At 59.4% G+C, this 17,486-nt stretch carries 18 protein-coding genes; 3 read left to right on the top strand and 15 right to left on the bottom strand.

What is annotated here, in order from left to right:
• The first annotated feature begins 51 nt into the window (after positions 1–51).
• Positions 52–345, top strand: a complete 294-nt coding sequence (locus tag OS242_RS13465; RefSeq protein ID WP_267152196.1) for a WXG100 family type VII secretion target — start codon at positions 52–54, stop codon at positions 343–345.
• A gap of 32 nt (positions 346–377) precedes the next feature.
• On the opposite strand, the gene OS242_RS13460 is transcribed toward OS242_RS13465, so the two are convergent.
• The 7 genes from OS242_RS13460 to OS242_RS13430 all read right to left on the bottom strand — a co-directional run bounded on the left by OS242_RS13460 (position 378) and on the right by OS242_RS13430 (position 10,344).
• Positions 378–1,082 (bottom strand): hypothetical protein, encoded by a 705-nt coding sequence (locus OS242_RS13460; RefSeq protein ID WP_267152195.1) that lies wholly within the window; start codon positions 1,080–1,082, stop codon positions 378–380.
• Positions 1,063–2,595, bottom strand: a complete 1,533-nt coding sequence (locus tag OS242_RS13455; protein ID WP_267152194.1) for an alpha/beta hydrolase — start codon at positions 2,593–2,595, stop codon at positions 1,063–1,065. Before OS242_RS13455 ends, OS242_RS13460 begins: the two co-directional genes overlap by 20 nt.
• Before the next feature lie 145 nt (positions 2,596–2,740).
• Positions 2,741–5,245, bottom strand: a complete 2,505-nt coding sequence (locus OS242_RS13450) for a DEAD/DEAH box helicase family protein (protein ID WP_267152193.1) — start codon at positions 5,243–5,245, stop codon at positions 2,741–2,743.
• Between the two features lie 15 nt (positions 5,246–5,260).
• On the bottom strand, positions 5,261–7,294 hold the full coding sequence (locus tag OS242_RS13445; RefSeq protein ID WP_267152192.1) for a site-specific DNA-methyltransferase: 2,034 nt from the start codon (positions 7,292–7,294) through the stop codon (positions 5,261–5,263).
• 97 nt (positions 7,295–7,391) lie between these two features.
• The gene (locus OS242_RS13440) at positions 7,392–8,699 is read right to left on the bottom strand and encodes a globin-coupled sensor protein (protein ID WP_267152191.1); all 1,308 of its coding nucleotides are present in this window, start codon (positions 8,697–8,699) and stop codon (positions 7,392–7,394) included.
• A 90-nt stretch (positions 8,700–8,789) separates the two neighbouring features.
• On the bottom strand, positions 8,790–9,470 hold the full coding sequence (locus OS242_RS13435) for a GNAT family N-acetyltransferase (protein WP_267152190.1): 681 nt from the start codon (positions 9,468–9,470) through the stop codon (positions 8,790–8,792).
• Positions 9,471–9,486: 16 nt separating this feature from the next.
• Positions 9,487–10,344, bottom strand: coding sequence for a carbon-nitrogen hydrolase family protein (locus OS242_RS13430; RefSeq protein ID WP_267152189.1), 858 nt, complete (start codon positions 10,342–10,344; stop codon positions 9,487–9,489).
• A 211-nt stretch (positions 10,345–10,555) separates the two neighbouring features.
• On the opposite strand from OS242_RS13430, the gene OS242_RS13425 reads away from it, so the two are divergent.
• Positions 10,556–11,122 (top strand): DUF2062 domain-containing protein, encoded by a 567-nt coding sequence (locus OS242_RS13425; protein WP_267152188.1) that lies wholly within the window; start codon positions 10,556–10,558, stop codon positions 11,120–11,122.
• Between the two features lie 56 nt (positions 11,123–11,178).
• Here OS242_RS13425 and OS242_RS13420 read toward each other — a convergent pair whose 3' ends face one another.
• The 6 genes from OS242_RS13420 to OS242_RS13395 form a co-directional block, all read right to left on the bottom strand.
• Positions 11,179–11,325 carry a hypothetical protein gene (locus OS242_RS13420; protein ID WP_267152187.1) on the bottom strand — a complete coding sequence of 49 codons (147 nt, stop codon included), beginning with the start codon at positions 11,323–11,325 and terminating at the stop codon, positions 11,179–11,181.
• Between the two features lie 49 nt (positions 11,326–11,374).
• Positions 11,375–11,662, bottom strand: coding sequence for a DUF3055 domain-containing protein (locus OS242_RS13415; protein ID WP_267152186.1), 288 nt, complete (start codon positions 11,660–11,662; stop codon positions 11,375–11,377).
• A gap of 131 nt (positions 11,663–11,793) precedes the next feature.
• Positions 11,794–12,120: a DUF6054 family protein gene (locus tag OS242_RS13410; protein ID WP_267152185.1), complete on the bottom strand. Its 327-nt coding sequence runs from the start codon at positions 12,118–12,120 to the stop codon at positions 11,794–11,796.
• An 86-nt stretch (positions 12,121–12,206) separates the two neighbouring features.
• A complete protein-coding gene (locus OS242_RS13405) occupies positions 12,207–13,121 on the bottom strand; it encodes a pseudouridine-5'-phosphate glycosidase (protein WP_267152184.1) in 915 nt (304 codons plus the stop codon).
• Positions 13,122–13,127: 6 nt separating this feature from the next.
• The gene (locus OS242_RS13400; RefSeq protein ID WP_267152183.1) at positions 13,128–14,063 is read right to left on the bottom strand and encodes a carbohydrate kinase family protein; all 936 of its coding nucleotides are present in this window, start codon (positions 14,061–14,063) and stop codon (positions 13,128–13,130) included.
• 42 nt (positions 14,064–14,105) lie between these two features.
• On the bottom strand, positions 14,106–14,291 hold the full coding sequence (locus OS242_RS13395) for a hypothetical protein (RefSeq protein WP_267152182.1): 186 nt from the start codon (positions 14,289–14,291) through the stop codon (positions 14,106–14,108).
• Between the two features lie 136 nt (positions 14,292–14,427).
• Here OS242_RS13395 and OS242_RS13390 point away from each other — a divergent pair, with 136 nt between their 5' ends.
• Entirely contained in the window at positions 14,428–15,069 is a 642-nt protein-coding gene (locus OS242_RS13390; protein ID WP_267152181.1) for a DUF2306 domain-containing protein, read from the top strand.
• Positions 15,070–15,113: 44 nt separating this feature from the next.
• Here the strand turns inward: OS242_RS13390 and OS242_RS13385 are convergent, their stop codons facing one another.
• Both OS242_RS13385 and OS242_RS13380 read right to left on the bottom strand, forming a co-directional pair.
• Positions 15,114–16,406 carry an NCS2 family permease gene (locus OS242_RS13385; RefSeq protein ID WP_267152180.1) on the bottom strand — a complete coding sequence of 431 codons (1,293 nt, stop codon included), beginning with the start codon at positions 16,404–16,406 and terminating at the stop codon, positions 15,114–15,116.
• Positions 16,407–16,483: 77 nt separating this feature from the next.
• Positions 16,484–17,446, bottom strand: coding sequence for an AAA family ATPase (locus OS242_RS13380; RefSeq protein WP_267152179.1), 963 nt, complete (start codon positions 17,444–17,446; stop codon positions 16,484–16,486).
• Positions 17,447–17,486: the final 40 nt, after the last annotated feature.

The following is a 17,486-nucleotide window of genomic DNA, read 5'->3' as shown; positions in this document are numbered from 1 at the left end:
CTTTTATGCTATCGTTAAGGTACATACCTCGGCAGAAAAGGAGTTCTCGTCATGTCCGCTCAAATACGCGTGTCCCCGGACCGCCTGCACGAAGCGTACGGCCAGCTCAACCGGATCGGCCAAGACTTTTCGCAAGAGCTGATGCAGTTGCACAGCACCGTCCTGCACAACCAAGCAGGCTGGGAAGGCAAAGCGCAGGATGCGTTCGCCAGCATGTGGTTTCGCCGCTGGCAACCGACCGCCCACGACCTCTCCGAAGGCCTCGAAGAGATCGGCGTCCGCGTCGAGCAAGCCGCGCTCAGCTACGAAATGACCGACCGCAACATGTACCGGCGCGGTCGCTAAAAAACCTCCTCGCACCCGAGGAGGTTTTTTGCTTATTCCACGTTGAACACTTCCGACTCCACAAAGCGCACGTCGCGATATTTGAACTGCCCCTGCTCTGCCCCCACCTTCACCCAAAACTGGCCGGTCGGCTCCTCCGTGAAAAACCGCAACTCGCCCGACCGCTCATCGATCTCCACATCCAGCAACACAGCCGACGTCAGTTTCTGCTCGCGCCGTAACTGCTCCCACAATTCGTCTTCCGTGCGCAGTTCCGTCAAGAGCTTTTTTTTCGTGTAGTAGGAGTCATACAGACCGTACAGATCGACTGCCCCCTGCAGGAAGGAAGGCTTCATGATGTGGACCAGCACCACAGTGTGATCCCCGATCCCATACTGACCGACCCACCCGTTATCGTCCGCCTCTTCCAGCTTTTCCTTTTGCATCGCCACATGAAAATAATGATCGCTGACCTCATCGAACGCCATCGCCGTCCCGACCAGTCCCACACCGACGACCGCAGACAGTGCCAGCGCAGGCACCATCTGCCGAAACGGAGCGAGCCGGAACACGAACGAAACCAGACCGGTCAACAAAAGACCGCACATCACCGATACCGCCGGGAACACAAACATCCCGAGGATGATCATCTCCGCCAGCAACATCGGCCCTTGCATCGAAGCCCAATACGTCAACACCATCACAGGCAGCAATACGGCAACGTTCAGCAAGACCGCCTTATTTCGTGACTTTGACATGGTTTTCCGGTTCCTCCCCGTACAGAATGAAATTCAACGAATCGACGATCTCTTCCGGATTGTCATGCAACGCGGAGTGCGTCGAGTCTTTGTAGATCTTGCCCGTCCAGTTGCCAGGTGACGCAAAGTCGCGCAGTCCAAACGCAGAGTCGACCGTCACCACGCCGTCTCCCAACCACCCCGCCCCGGTGCCGGCCGCCGAAAAGACCTCCGTGCCCACGTTGAAATGGCCTCGGTTGTCATAAAGATCGCGGATCGCCTTCGACCCGTAGTTGAGATCTTCATACGCTGGCTGGTAATGATCGACGATCCGCTCGATCCCAAACAAGAGCGGAATCGACGAGATCACCGCATGTCCGGCCGCATCCGCCTTTGACCCGAGGATCGGCGAGCCGAGCGTTACAAACTTCGTCACGTCGCGACCTCCGGTGTCTTCGATATACTTCGTCGTGATCACCCCGCCCATGCTGTGCGTGACGACCATCATATACTCCGTTCCGTACTTCTCTTTCACCTCGTCGGTCATCTTGCCGAACGCCTTGGACTGATTTTTAAACGACATCGCGCCGTCCTCGAACACATACTGGATGACGGGACGATCTCCCGACGTGTTGCTGCCCGCATCGAAACGCACCTTGCCGTCTTCGTACGTATATATGCCCGATGCGCCGCCAAGAGCCGTGACCATGTCTTTAAACGTGCCTTTGCCACCGTTCAGCCCGTGCATAAACACGATCGGCACCCCGACCGTGCCGCCCTGACGTCGGGACTCCTCCATCAGACCGTGCGCCATCTTGACCATCATCTCCGCGCTTTCGCCGTTCGGTCCTTTTGCGTTCGGGTTCTTTTTGTAATAGTCCTTGACCATCTGATTCATCCGGATCACATCGTTCAGATAATCGACCTTCTCCCGCCCCTTGCGGTCGCCGGGACGGACGCGCACCATGACCGGTGCCGTCGTGCCGCCAAGGAACGGCCCGTGGACCGACTCTGCCGCCAGACGCAGCTGTTGCTGCAGCTCTCCGATCTTCGAAGCCATCGCCGCGATCTCCTGAAACTTGCGCTCGCCTTCCGCATCATAGCGGCGTTCGCTGTCATGGAGCCGTGCCTGCAATTGTTCCCGCTCCGAGTGCAACCGCGCCAGCTCCGAATCGCCGTAGTTGTTGACAAGGCCCATATTGGCCCGTCCCCGGCGGGCGATGTCCATGATCCGGTCGTCGATGTGCTCGATCTGCCGCTTGAGGCTCTTCAGATCATCGTTCCAAACGGCCATCATCTGCAGCGTCATCGCCGTCCGCATAAACGCATTCTGCGCCTTCGCCATGTCGCGGACCATGATCTCCGCCTGCGCGAAAAAGGCCTGCGCCCCCGCGCCTGCCCAACCGTCCTTGCCGCTGGCGACCCCTTCGCGCACCGCCTTCACCTGCGTCGCCTGTCTGCGAATCAACTCCGCCGTCTGCGTGTACTGCGCGGCCATCCGCCGCAACGAGCTGCTGCTCGCCTTCCATGCCATCCAAACCCGCCCCCGGTCCCCTGTATTTTAAATCTCAAGATTCCGACAAATTATTTTTTATTAAAAAGTATAGCAGAGAACTACTGCAAAGCCAAGGGCAAAACATTTACATCCTACAGAAAAGCTGACAGATTCCAATCACCTGTCAGCTCTCATCTACTCGAAACGCGATACCCAGCGCAGCAAAATATTTCGCCGCACACCGCGCCTTCAGACCGCCACGGCGAGCCAGCACGCAAGGATCTTCCCCGCCGATCACCCCGTACTCCGGCGTGTAGTCGCCGATGATCTTCGGCAGTCTGATCCGATAGGCGGCCGGAAATTGGAACAAGGTCTGCCCCGACCCGCTCCGGCTCTCGACCCACTCCCGCTCGGCCGCCGAGTCGACCGTCACTTTGTCATACAGCCCCCGGCCGTCCGTCACCGCCCAGTCTTTCTGCGGCAGACGCCGCTCTTTGGGAAAGAACACCTCGATCTCCTCAGCCATCCGCTCCGGCCGCACATCAAAGCGCATCGAGTCTGCGATCTGCCTTTGTAGCACCGCTCGTATCTCACGCAAGAAAACGGCACACCACCCTTCCGGATCGGCAAACAACTTCTCCTTCTGCTCCGGCCGCACCCCTTGCCAGATCGCCAGCACCGTCCGCCGCGTCAGGTCGGTCTCTGCTGCCACCCGCTCCATCAGATCAAAGACCGGGTACTGCGGCAACTCGATCCCCGTCACCGCGCTCCGTTGCACAGGCGCCCCCGTTCCCCCCACTCTCCCTTGCGTCCAGACCATCGCCGCCTCGGGAAAGACAGCCGCATCCAGCCGCCCTACACTCTCCTCCACCAACGCGTCCGTGTCGATCTCATACGCGCATTCCACCCGTCGGTTCAGCCGCTCCCAAAACGCGCGAAACTCAGCCGATGCAAACACCTGCTCCTCACGCACGGCCACCGCCTCACCGGGCTTGCGCGGCTTGGCAGGCGGGCGGTATCCGTCGTCGGCGTACTCCTGCTGGAGTTGTTGCACATAGCGCTCGTAGCTTTCATTCGCCACGACGGTCAGCACATTCACGCCCGGGTCGCTCACCCGCACGCCGCGCTGATCCACAGCCAAGCGCAGCCCGCGCCCGATCTCTTGCCGTTTGCGCAGGAGCGAGCGCGTCTCGTTCAGTGTGCAGATCTGGAACACGTTTGGATTGTCCCACCCTTCCTTGAGCGCCGAATGGGCGAATAAAAACGCCACCGGCTCCGCAAACGACAGCAGCCGCTCCTTGTCTTTCATGATCAACGCGAACGCAGCCTGCTCCGCTTCCCGCTCCTGAGCTCGCCCCTGCGTATCGACCGCCTCGTCCTGCTTGCGGGCAAAGTACCCTTCCCGCACCTCGGCGGCGTTCATTGACGCAAAATGCGGGTCGCTCCCCTTCATTCGGTCAAAACACTCGTCGAACAGCCGCTTGATCATCCCGTCCTCCGCCGTAAAATGGCGCACGCGGTCGATGAAAAACAGCGACAACACCTTTACCCCGAGCGGCCGCAGTTCCGCCTGCCGCCGCAGATGCACCTCGATTGTCTTTTCGATCTGTGCCCGAAACACAGCCTCCCGCGACCCGGCCGCCTCGTCGCCGGACGAGACGACCGCGCCATTTTCAAACTCCACGCAGTCCCTGCCTTCCTCGCGCCCGAGCCGGATGTCGGCGACCACATAGCCGCAATACTCCTCCCGTTTCGTCAGTTCGTGCAGGTCCGAGCCTTGCCTCAGCGTGATCTCCGCTTCCTCCGTCAGACCGGCTCTCATTCTGACTGCAAGCACCTTTGCCGTGAACGGGTGTCTCGTCACCGACAACAGCCGCAAAGAGGGCGCATTCCCCTGCCCCAGTTCGGCCAGCCCGACCACTTCGATGCCTTTGACAAGGCCCTGCGTGTAGGCGTCGACCGGGGTCAGACGATACACCAGATTCGGCGTCCGCTTGTGCGTCGCCGAGTAGCGCAGCACAGCCAGCGGATGCAGGGTGCGGACGGCGGCGAGGGCTTGTTCTGTGTTCATATTTTGCGGCTCATCAAGGATCACGACGGGACGCGTCTCCTGCACGTATTGAAACGGCCGCTTTTCGCCGCGCAGTTTCTCCGTGACTTTGTAGAAATTGTTGCTCGCTTTGTTCAGCGAGTCCCGCGTCATCAACAGCAGGTGCAATCCCTGATCAGCAGCAAACCCCCGGATTCGTCCAGGCTGCGATCCGTCATACTCGACAAGAGTGATCGGTTCATTGCCGTACAACGCCGCAAAATGCGACCTCGTCACCTCGACCGTCTTTATTACCCCTTGATAGATCGCTACGCTCGGCACGACGAGGACATATTTGCTCCACCCGTACCGCTTGTGCAGTTCCAGCAGGGTGCGCAGATACACATACGTCTTCCCGGTGCCCGTCTCCATCTCCACCGTCACATGCGGGGCGCGCACCGTCTCGTCCCCGACCAGCACCGGCCCTTCGTCCACGTCGAGCTCCGCCGTCACGGGCAGGCCGTTTCGTTCCTGTACCCTATGCACGAGAGAGAGCAACCGTGCCTCCCCGTGCGCGGGATAGCCTTCAAACACTTCTACGACGCTCTCCACCGCCTGCACCTGATGGGCCTGATGCGGATCAAACTGAAACGTCACCACAGCCTGTTCCCCCCTTTACATCGTCTGTACGGTCACTCGTTCAGACAGCATCATTTTGTCCCGGTCGCTCAACGCACCGTCCAAACAGATCCATACCACCGGCGTTCCTGCATCCCGCTCGGTCAGGCCTCGCACGGTCTCCACCTGCACCTGCGCATCCAGACACACCCACAGCCGCACCGGCACCGTCTCGTGCGAGACTTCCCACACCGCATTGGTCGCATACTCCTCCCGTACCGCGACCTGGCTGTCGAGCGGAAACCCCTGCCCGATCAAGATCTCAACCAACAAGTCCTCCGCCCGCCACCCCTTCCACAACGTATCCTCTGCCTGCACGACCTCTGCCTGCATATTCTTTGCTCTCCCTTCTTCCAACTGCGACACGTGCCGTGCCAGCAGCACTTCCAGCTCCGCGATGTCGCTCCCTTCATACGCCTGCCAGGTCCGCACTCGAGGCGGCACCGCTTGGTACACGCGATACCCGAGGTCCTGCTCCGCCGTCGCTCCTGCTTCCCGCACCTGCCGGGCAGAGCGGCGCAGTCGCTCCTTCGTCAGCTCGGAGATCGTTGCCAACGCCCCCTCCATCGGCTCCGGCATCTGCACCAGCACAAACCGCCGCCGTCCGCCGTCCTGCCGGTTCAACTCATACACCGCATGCCCCGTCGTCCCCGACCCGGCAAAAAAGTCGAGCACCAGCGCCTGATCATCCTCGATCAACTCCAGACACCGCTTCACCAGTTCCACCGGCTTTTTCCCGTTCGGAAACGACAACTCGCCCTCCTTCCCCACATTGTTGTACTTCAAGTCATCCCACAGCGTCCCCAACCGCTCCGTTTTGACCAGCACCCCGTCCTGCTCCGACGCCACATCCCCGAGCCAGATCACCCGTCTCACCGTGCGGCCGATGTAGCTGTGCACCACCTGGCGCCCCTTGTCTTTGCCCGAGCGGGGTACATATTCCAGCTCATACATCTGCCCGTCCTTAAGCGGTGGCATCGCCTCGATCAACCGCGTCCGGATGCTCGTCTGCGCATTCGTGTCGGAGAAAATGCATCCAAGGTATTTTCGATACACCTCTTCCTCCGTCAGCCCCTCCCTTTTCATCACTTCCCGCACCGTCGTCCGCTCGATCCCCTCGCGCACATAGATCTGGAGCGGCTGCCCGTCTCCGTCCTGGATCGTCTTCACATACCGCCGCTCACCCGCGCCGCGCAGGATGCTCGTATATTTCCAGCTCTGCCCCGCCTCGCGCATCTCCCCGATCACGTCCATCAGCGGCTCGCCCTGCACCTTCCCCGCAAAGCTCCCCAGTTCGCTCTGATCCTTCGCGTAGATCAGCAAATACTCGATATTTTTCTTCAACCGCTTGTCCTCACCGCCGCCCGACGCTCCGGCCGCCACCTTGGTCTTGACCGACACCAGATTGATAAAATTCTCCTCGCCAAACAGCTCATCCATCACACTTTTCAAATGATGCACTTCCTGATCGCCGATGGAAATACAGATCAACCCGTCCGCCCGCAGCAGATTGCGCGCCAGTTTCAAGCGCGGGTAGATCATGTTCAGCCAGTTCGTGTGATAGCGCCCGCCTGCTTTCGGATTGCTCGTCAGCAACCCGCCTGCATCCGCCTGCCCGCTGTGCTCCAGATACTCCCTTGCAGACTGACCAAACCGATCCGGGTACAACAGATCCATCCCCGTGTTGTACGGCGGATCGATATAGATCACCCCGACGCGCCCTCTGTAGCCGCGCTGCAAGATCCGAAGCACCTCCAGATTTTCCCCTTCGATCAGCACATGCCCGGTCGTCTCCTCGTCCGCGCCTTCCCCGCCGACCCTTGCCAGCGTCAAGGACGGGTCCTGCACCGCCAAGAGCCGCGCCTGCCGCTTCCCCGGCCATTGCAGCCCAAACGGCTCCACCGATCCGCTCTCCTCCCCGTCCGGCATCAACTCCGCCCTCAGCGCATCCACATCCAGCACCCCGTCAACAAACGCCTCGGGCACCAGTTGCCGCAACGCCTTGATCCGTTCCTCATCCACTCCTGCCATCGCCGCTCACTCCTCTCCTGTTCTTTCCATCATAAAAAAGCCCCGCCATCCCGGCAAGGGCTTTGTCCGAATCTGATCTCTCTTCTGAAAAAAAGACTCACACCGTGCGTTCCGCCTTGTTGGCCAACGCCATCGCCAGCACCGACAGCGAATCGATGGTCGTGGAGATCTCCTGCACCGCGACGAGAATCCCGTCCAGATTTTGCTTATTCGCCGCAAACATCTCCGTGCTCTGCTCCATCTCCATCGACACCGCGAGCAAAGACCCGCGCACATCGGACACCGCCTCCTCCGTCGCTGCGGCCGCCTGCGTCATGTTGTCGAGATTCTGACGGATCGCCGCCATGTTGGCCCCGCTCTCCCGCACCATCTCGTTGATCAGCGTGTTCGTATCCTTCGTCGCAACCGCCAGCGCGCGCACCTCCTGCGCGACCACCGAAAATCCACGGCCATGCTCGCCCGCGCGCGCCGCCTCGATGGACGCGTTCAAAGACAGCAGATTGGTCTGGTTGGCGATCTGCTCGATATTTCGCGACATCTCCGTGATCCGGGACAACAACTGAGACAGCGCCTCGATACCGCCGACCGATCCTTCCACCTCCTGCCGCAGCCGGTTCATCTTCGCCGTCACCTCATCGACGCGGGTCACCGACAGCGTCGTCAAGTTGTGCAGATTGCGCGAGCTCTTCATCGTCGCCTCCGTCTCCTGCATCACCAGCGTCGCCTTCTCGCCGGTCTCCTGCGCCGACGAACTGGTCTGCTGCACCGATGCCGCCAGATGCTGTCCCATCTCGCTCAGTTCCTGTTGCACCGTCGTCTGCTCTTTCAACAACTGCTCAATCGTCCGCGTCCGCGAGTCCAGATACTCTTGGGTCACGAGTTGCTTGTCAAAATTCACCAGTCCTGTCACCGCCAGCAACACATGGCTGAGCTTGTCGGGATCATGCGCGAACAGCTTGACAAACTCCGGCACCAGATAGGAAAAGATCGTCTGAAACGTCGCCAAAAACCACTCCACCGGCAGTTGCACCCCGTTGTGCGTCAACCCGATCCGCTTGCGATACTGGATGTACTCGTCGTCGATCCGTCCTTGGAACAGGGTGTCGGTGTAATGCATGAACACCTTTTTCAACCGCTCCCTCGTCGACCGGTCGGCCACCTCATGGATCGTCATCGTCTGCGGCACGAGATCAAGGATCTCCTCAAACATCGCATCCGCCTTCGCCAGCACCACCGGATGGATCTCCCGCAATGCGTCGAGATGCGACTGATCCAGATTCATATAGTGCAACCGAGCCATGATCTCGCGGTCTTCCACCCGGATCGGTTCCCGTCGTTCACGCCCATGTTCCGCTGCTGCCGTCTGTTTTTTCACCTTGCTGAGAAACCCAAAGGGACACTTCATGTCAGAACCTCCACCCGTCGTTTGTATAAGTATTGTATAACTTATGATGCCTTTGTACAAGTCATGCAAAATAAAAAAAGACGTCGGCCGCTACGCCAACGTCTTTTTCCAAAACGGATTTTGCCATTCCATCAACAGCGCGTGATCCCGCGATTCCTCATCGTCCAGATAGCCCGGCACCACGCGCACCGGCGTCCGGCCGCATTTCAGCAGAAACGTGATCACCGGATCATACAGCTCACCGCGCACCACCGCATCGGCATACTGCTCGGCCGTCATCTCGTCGGCGACGCGGTGGTAGCCGGACATCCGGCCGCCGCCGAGCAGCCGGGACAGCCCTTTGTGCACGACCAGCTCATACATCGCCTGCATCAACAATTTGCCCAGCCGGTACTGACGGTGCGACGGCCGGATGCAGATGTCGACGATGTACAGCGTGTCGCCTTGCGGGTCGTGGTTGCGGATGTAGCCTTCATCGGTGATCTCCGCCCACGTGTGCGCCTGCTGCGGGTCGGGCAGATCGACGACCAGTCCCGTGATCGAACCGACGATCCGCCCGTCGATCTCCACGCACACCGCCCCCTCGGGGAACCGCGTCACATGGTTGGTCAGTTGCTCCTCGTTCCACCACAGCTCCGAAGGGAACGGCGGCGGGAAGCTCTCCCGCTGCACATCGATCAGCTCGGCAAAGTCTTCCCGTCGATAATTGCGGATCACCGCCCGGACCGGCCGGTTGTTCCCGTCAAACACATAGCATGTCTTGCGGTACAACGGCGTTCCCTCCTCATCAGCTCCAGTCGGTGTACAGATCAGTGCGGCGGTCACGCCACGTCGTCACCGAGCCTTTTTCCCGCACTTTGTACAGCAGGTCGAGATCGAGGTCGGCGGTGATGATCATGTCCTGACCGATCTCCCCTTCCGCGAGCACCCCGCCCGGAGGGAACGGAATGTCGTTTGGCGTCAGGATCGCAGCTTGACCGAAGTTGGCGCGCATAAAATCGACCGTCGGCAGCGAGCCGACCGTGCCGGCGTTGACGACGTAGATCTGATTTTCAATCGTGCGGGCATGGCAGGAGTAACGCACGCGGTAAAAGCCATGACGGTCATCGGTGCAGGACGGGCAGAACACCACGTCGGCACCCCGTGCCTTGGCGATGCGCACGATCTCCGGGAACTCCATGTCATAGCAGGTGATCAGCGCCACGCGGCCTTTGTCGGTGTCGAACACCTTGAAGTCTTCGCCTTTTTCCAACTCCCACTCATGCACCTCGGTCGGCGTGATGTGCAGTTTCGCCTGTTCCGCGATGCGACCGTCCGGGTAGAACATATGACAGACGTTGTACAATTTGCCTTCTTTGCGCACCACGTGCGTGCCGCCGATCAGATGCATCCCGGTCTCGGCCGCCAGTCGGGAAAACAGCTCCACATAGCGGTCGGTAAAATCGGGCAGATCGTTGATCGACAGTGCGTTGCCGCTGCTGTCGCCAATCGACAGCAATTGCGTGGTCATAAACTCCGGAAACAGCACAAACTCCGTCTCAAACTCCATCGCCGTGCGGACGTAATGCTCCACCTGTGCGGCAAACTCATCAAAGCTATGGATCGTGTGCAGATGATACTGCACAGCGGATACTCGTATTTTCATCGGCTCCTTCTCCTTCTCAGACCCGTATATTTTCAACGCTTTTACAGCTTACTATTCTAAAGCATCGGGCCCTGATCTGAGAAGCACTTTCGACAAAAAAACAAAAGAACCAACAAATTGCTTTAAACCACCGCCCGAAAGTGGCATAATAAAAAGATACGAGGCGTTCTGCCGTGCTACAACCAAAACTTTTGCCAAAGGATAGGGAGACATGGACCAACAGAAAACACCGAACTCCTCCACCACACGGATACAGTCCCTGAAACGATGGGCCCGATACAAAATTTTGCAGCTGTTCCGCGCCAAAGGCGGAGCGGCCATCGTCGCCAAAGGATTCTCGATCGGCATCTTCATCGAGATGTTCACCTTGCCGACGCTTGGATTGGCAGCGCTTTTGATTCTGCCGCTCGTCTATCTGTTCCGCGCCTCCTTGCCAGGCGCGTTGATCGGTTTCCTGTTTGGCAAGATCATCTATTTGCCGATGGCGTTTTTGAACCAAAAGGTCGGTAACTTTATTGTGCCCGACGATTTCCTGGCCACCACCCACTTCAGTGCTCCCTGGCTAGAAACCGTATTCAGCCTGATTCGCGGCACGCTCGACCTGATCGTTGGCGGCATGATCGTCGGCGCGGTGCTGGGCGTGATCGTCTATTTCCCGATCAAATACCTGCTGGAACTCGCGCAAAACAAACGCACCGAAAAGCGCAGAGCACGCCGCTCTCTGGCCGAGCCGATCACCGAACTGGCCGACATCGAGATCAAGGAAGCCACCAAGTAATACGAGATATGGAAAAACCGTGCGGGATCTCCTCGCACGGTTTCTTTTTTTCTGCATCAGCCCCAAGCCGTGTCGCTCGGCTCATGCGGCATAAACGGGATGCGTCTGTCCAACTGTTGGACAGACGGCCAAGCCGACACCGGCGCGTCCGCCTGCTTTTGCTGTCGCTTGGCTTGCGTCGGAAAGTGCTGCTTATGTCTCATAGGTCAGACCCCCTTTGCCAGATAGGGTGCCCAAACGCCTGACTTTCTGTTAATACTTTGTGCGCAGCAACTGATCGCTCAGCGGCCCCTCCAAAAATCGCGCCAGATGCTCCGCGTCCTCCAACGCCAATCCAAACTGATCGGCAAACTCCTCGAGCATCTCCAAGTCTTCGCTGCCGAGGATCGCGCTCTTTTTCGACTGCAAGCAAGTCACAACCGTCTTTCCGAAAAAGTGTTGCGAATAGGTCAGCATGTAATCAAAGCGGGTGTCCCCCGCGATAAATCCCACGTGACGCGTTCTCGTCATCTCTTCGTGATCGAACAGGATCTGATTCATTCTTGCATCGCCCCCTTGGTGAGGTAGTACGCCCCATTATAAGGGAGCCTGTCAGACCTGCCAACTCACCTCCCCGCATGGGATTTTGAGTTATTTAGACTATTCTGAAATATTTTAGTGCTCATCCCCGCTCAGACCTGATCGTCCGCCAAGATCTCTTCCACACTCCGTGCGAAGTCAGTAGCCGCCCCGCTGTCCATCTTAAAAAAGACCCCTCGTCCGCTGCCTGTCGCCACGATCCGCACCTCCGTAACGCCCTGCAAATTGTCGGCGATCACAACGAGAGCCGCCCGATTGCCCGCCCGAAAATAATACTTTTCAAACACCAGCGTCCCCATCTGGCGACCCGCCCCCAAGTCATGAAACTCCTCGTGCACCAGATCGGCCGTCTGTCGATTCAACACCTTTTCCAGCGCTTCCTTCGGTGTCAAGGCCACGCGCATGTCGATCTTGCTCATCTCAGCACCCCCGTCGATGTCTTTATCCCCAGTTTACCATAAAAAACCTCCGCGCATCGTACCCGATTCGCGGAGGGGGCTCTTCCTTATTTCAATCGCGCATATTCCTTGGCGATCTGCGCGCCAACGAGCGCGTTGTGTTTGACCAGTGCGATGTTGGTGACGAGGCTTCTGCCTTGCGTGATCTCCTTCATCTTGCCGAGCAGGAACGGGGTGACGTCCTTCCCTTTGATCCCGAGCTGTTTCGCTTCGCTCAGCGCGCGCTCGATGTTCGCTTCCATCTCCTGCTCGTCGAGGGCGTCCGCTTCCGGCACCGGGTTGGCGATCACGAGGCCGCCTGCGAGGCCGAGGTCCCATTTGGCTTTGAGCAGTGCGGCCGTCTCTTCCGGCGAGTCGAGGCGGCAATCGACGCCGTAGCCGCTTTTGCGGGTATAGAAAGCCGGGAAATCATCGGTGCGATACCCGATCACCGGCACGCCTTGCGTCTCCAAGTATTCCAGCGTGCGGCCGATGTCGAGGATCGACTTGGCTCCGGCACAGACGACAGCGACGCTGGTCTGCGCCAGTTCGGTCAGGTCGGCGGAGATATCCATCGTCACTTCCCCTTCGCGGTGCACACCGCCCAGCCCGCCGGTGACAAAGACAGAGATGCCGGCCAACTGGGCGCCAATCATCGTCGCCGCGACCGTCGTCGCTCCGTTTTTCTGTTGCGAGACCACATAGGGCAGGTCCCGTCGGCTGACTTTCATCACGTCCTTCGAGCTGCCGAACGCCTCCAACTCCTCGTCGCTCAGCCCGATCTTGATCTTGCCGTTCATGATCCCGATCGTCGCCGGGACCGCGCCTTGCTCGCGGATGATCGCTTCCACCTCACGAGCGGTCTGCACGTTTTCCGGATACGGCATCCCGTGCGAGATGATCGTCGATTCGAGCGCGACGACAGGCCTCCCCTCTTGCAACGCTTGTTCCACTTCCGGGTGCAGTTCCAAGTACGATTTCATGCTGCGTCAAACTCCTTTTGTCCAATGTTCCATCTTTTGCCGGATCAATTCCGGCCCCATCTCCGGGTGCACCGTCGCCGCATGCTCCACCGTCAGCGTCGCCGCCGCGATGCCCAGACGGATCGCGTCCAGCGCACTCTGCCCGCCGGCGAGCCCGTGCAGATACCCGGCGATCAACGCGTCTCCGGCTCCTGTCACATCGCGAACGTTGGCGGTCAACGCCGACTCTTGGCCGTTCAGCCATTTTCCGGCCGCACAGACCCCGCACGAGCCCAGCGTGATGATTACCTGACCCACGCCGAGCTTGGCGATCTGCTCGGCCGCCCGCTGCGCCTCCGCCGGCGTGCGGATCGCCAGTCCGCTGAGCAACTCCGCCTCCTCGCGGCTGGGAAACAGCACATCGATCCGCCCGAGGATCGGCAACAACCGGCTCGCTTTGGGCACCGACACCGGATCGGCTGTCAGCAGTTGTCCCACCGCTGCCCGTCCGGCCAGCCGTTCCAGCGTGGCGGCGGACAGATTCGTATCGAGAAACCATATCGGTCGCGCCAGCCGTTCATCCGGCAGCGCATCGACTCGCTCCGGCGTCAGTTCCTCATAGATCTCCATGTCGGCGAGCCCGACCACCAGTTCGCCGCCCGCCTCCAGCACCGCCGTATAGGAAGCGGTCGACCGCACGTCCGACGTCGTCAGTCCGGCGAGATCGATCCCGAGCGCCGCCATCTCCCGACGCACCCGGTCGCCCTCCGCATCACCGCCGATGCGGGAGATCAGCGCAACAGGCGTTCCGAGCCGCACCAGATTCTCCGCCACATTTCGCGCCACTCCGCCCAGTCCCGTCTCCGAGCGAACCGGGATCGAAGTCTTCAGCCTCACGTCTGTCTGCGCATACGCCTTGCGGTCCACATGGGCCGCTCCGACGCACAATACCCCATCCCGCATGCAGGAACCTCCTTTTTCCTCAACCCCTTCCATTGTACCCGCCTAGATCCCGTACGCCAACTTATAGACAAAAAGCAGTCCCAGCATCACGATCAACACCGCGAAAAAACCGGTCAAAAACTCGGTGACAAAACCGCCGCCGCTCAGACTCCTCCTGATTTCATCCAGTTCCTTCTCCAGCCGGTTGACCCGCTGTTCCAGCTCTTGCCCCTTATCTCGTTCGACCATCGACTCCCCCCTTGTGATACTACCCTATGTGAGAGCCCGCCAAATCGATCACGATCTGCCCCACATTCATTCCCTCTTTCACCTCGTGCGCGTTGTTGTGTATAATCAGTCTCGTACAGAAGGGAGTCACCCGTTTATGCGCACTCGCAATCTCTCGCTCATCTTGCTTTTTCTGCTGGCAGCAGGCTGGATCGGTCACACTTTGACGTCCAACCTCGTGCTCGATGTTCATGACACCAAAATCATCGCCCAAAAAGACTGGACAGGGGTCCAAACCGAGATCTGGCTCCCCGTCCTCTACACGCATATCGTTGCCGCCTCCGTCGCCGTGTTGACCGGCCCGTTTGGATTTTCTCAGAAGCTGCGGGTCAAATCACCCGGCTGGCATCGCCGCAACGGCACAATCTACGTGCTGGCCGTCCTGATCGCCGCTCTCACCGCCCTGTATCTGAGCTTCTATGCGGACGGCGGGGTCGTCTCGATCATCGGCTTCCTCCTACTTAGCACGATCTGGTTTGCCGCCACCTGGCGCTCGGTCACGATGATCAAGCTCCGCGACTACAGCGGTCACCACGCGTGGATGATCCGCAGCTACGCCCTGTCGCTCGCCAACACCACACTGCATATCTGGCTGATGATCGGCGACACCGTGATCGGTCTCGACCACATCACCGCCTACCAGTTCGCCATCTGGATCTGCTGGGTCGGCAATCTGACCTTTGCCGAGTGGATCATCCGTCGCGGACGTTCCCGCAAAGCCGTGCCTCTGCACGCGTAAAAAGACCGGTACGCCGCTTTCCTGGCGTGACCGGTCTTTTTCCTTTATCCCAACGCATGCAACACAAAATACAGCAAGAACAACCCCGACACCGCATACAGCGGCCCCGAGACTTCTTTCCCGCGTCCCGTCGCCAACTTCAGCAGCGGATACACGATAAAGCCGAACGCCATCCCGTCAACGATAGAGTACGTCAGCGGGATCAGAGCGAGGATCAGAAAGGCTGGGAAGCTTTCCGTAAAGTCCCCGAAGTCGATCTTCTTCACATTCTGAATCATCAGCCCGCCGATCACAAACAGAATCGGCACGATGGCGCTGCTCGGGATCAGCTTGATCAGCGGAGTCAGACCGAGCGTGAGCAAAAACAGCACGCCGGTCGTCAGCGCCGTGATCCCCGTCTTGCCGCCTGCCGCCACGCCTGCCGCGCTCTCGACGGTCGTCACCGTCGGCGACGTGCCAAAGAGACCTGCCGTCAGCGCCGAGACCGCATTGGCCTGCAGCGCGCGGGGGAACTTTTCCGGCCGCTCGCCGAGGAACCCGTGCAGGAGCCCGATGTTCTCAAACACCAAGACCATCGTCATCGAATACACGGCGACCCAAAACACGACCGTGCCGACGCTGCCAAACGACACTGCACCGATCACATCGGCATAGGAGGACAACGAAAACCCGCTCCCCGCCATGCCTGCCGGCGACACGCTGCCTGCCAGCAGGGCGAGCACCGTCCCGATCACCATCGAGATCAGGAAGTTGCCCTTCACCCCGCGGACAAACAGCACCAGCGTGATCAACAGCGTGAGCAGCGTCAGCCATACCCCGGTCGAACTGAGGTCTCCGAGCGCCACCAGCGTCGAGTCGCTCGGCTGGATCAACCCACTCTTCTGCAGGCCGATAAACGTAAGCAACAGGCCGATGCCGACTGTGATCGCTTCTTTCAACGACGACGGGATCGCCTCCGACAGCACGTTCGCCAGCCGCGTGAACGCGATCACCGTGAACAAAAGCCCCGATACGGTGACTGCCGCGAGCGCTTCCTGCCACGACAGGCCAAGCCCGTGAACGAGCGTGTAGGAGAACAGCGCATTGACCCCCATGCCAGGCACGAGCACCAGCGGCGCGTTGCTCCACAGCCCCATCAACAGGCAGCCGACAAACGCGGTCAGCACCGTCGCGAGGATGCCCGCCTCCAGCGGAATCCCCGCATCGGCGAGAATGGACGCGTTGACCGCCACGATATAGACCGTGGCAAAAAACGTGACCAAACCCGCCATCACTTCCGTCTTCAACGTAGACCCGTGCCCTTGCAAATCAAAGAGCTTCCGGACATGTTTGCGCAAATGACTTCCTCTTTTACCAGTAGCCCCTCAACCCGCCCGTTTCATCTTTCGATGCACGATTGTCATTCTACCACAGGTCACTTCCCGCTGACATCCGCTTTCCGGAACATTTCCAATGTTTGATACATCTCTTTGCCGATGAGAGCTTTCAGTTTCGCATTCGCATCGGCATTGCCTTGGTTGTGCAACAGCCGCATATGCAATTGCACGACCTGCGCGACTTCATAGATGTAAAGGTCATCATACCCGGCCTTGCGCAGCAGTTCCACCGTCATCTGTGCCGACACATTTTCATGCCCGTAAAAATGCGCATAGCGGCTGCCCGGCTTAAATGCCTTGCACACGCTCTTGCCCAGATCGTGCAACAAGGCCGCCCACAGCATCTGCTCCCGGTCCTCCCCCTCGTACGTGGCCCGCAGATGATCCAGCACATGGTACGAGTGACGGCTGACCGAAAAGCTGTGATGCGGCGTGTCCTGCGCCATGTCATGGATCGCCCGAAAATACCCGGACCACTCCGCCAGTTCCCCGAACAGCCGGTCATGCGACCCGGCCTGCTCGTCGCCAAACGGCGCATACGGCGTCTCGCTCGGTGTCTCGTGGTGCATCAGATGGATCTCATCCCAGCCCTCATACAGAGCGGGGATCTGGAGCGATTTGTACATCTTCAAAAGCGCCGCTTCCGGCACGACGCGGTCACGAGCCTGGTTTCGCTGCCGACAGACCTCGTAGGGCGTGGCAAGATAATATACCTCGCGCACATACCGTTCAAACTGCTTGATCACGCCCATCCGCCGCTTCTGCGAGATGTTCGTCGAGTCGATCACCACCGACCGGCCTTCCTTCAAGGTCTGACGGGCGCGTGCATACAATTGGTCAAACAACAGCCCGTTGTCATCCTGATGAGTTTCATCGCCGAACAACTCCTGCCGCATCTTGTCGGACGAAAGCAGCAGCGCTTTTTCCTTCACCGCCACCAGCGGGGCGATCGTCGACTTGCCGCTGCCCGGCAACCCGACCAACATCACAAACTTAGGCATTCGCGAGACTCTCCTTTACCCATTTCACCACTGCGTCGCA

It is taken from the genome of Tumebacillus lacus (assembly GCF_026410385.1).
Taxonomy (GTDB): domain Bacteria; phylum Bacillota; class Bacilli; order Tumebacillales; family Tumebacillaceae; genus Tumebacillus; species Tumebacillus lacus.
This window is presented reverse-complemented; position numbering and strand designations above follow the sequence as displayed.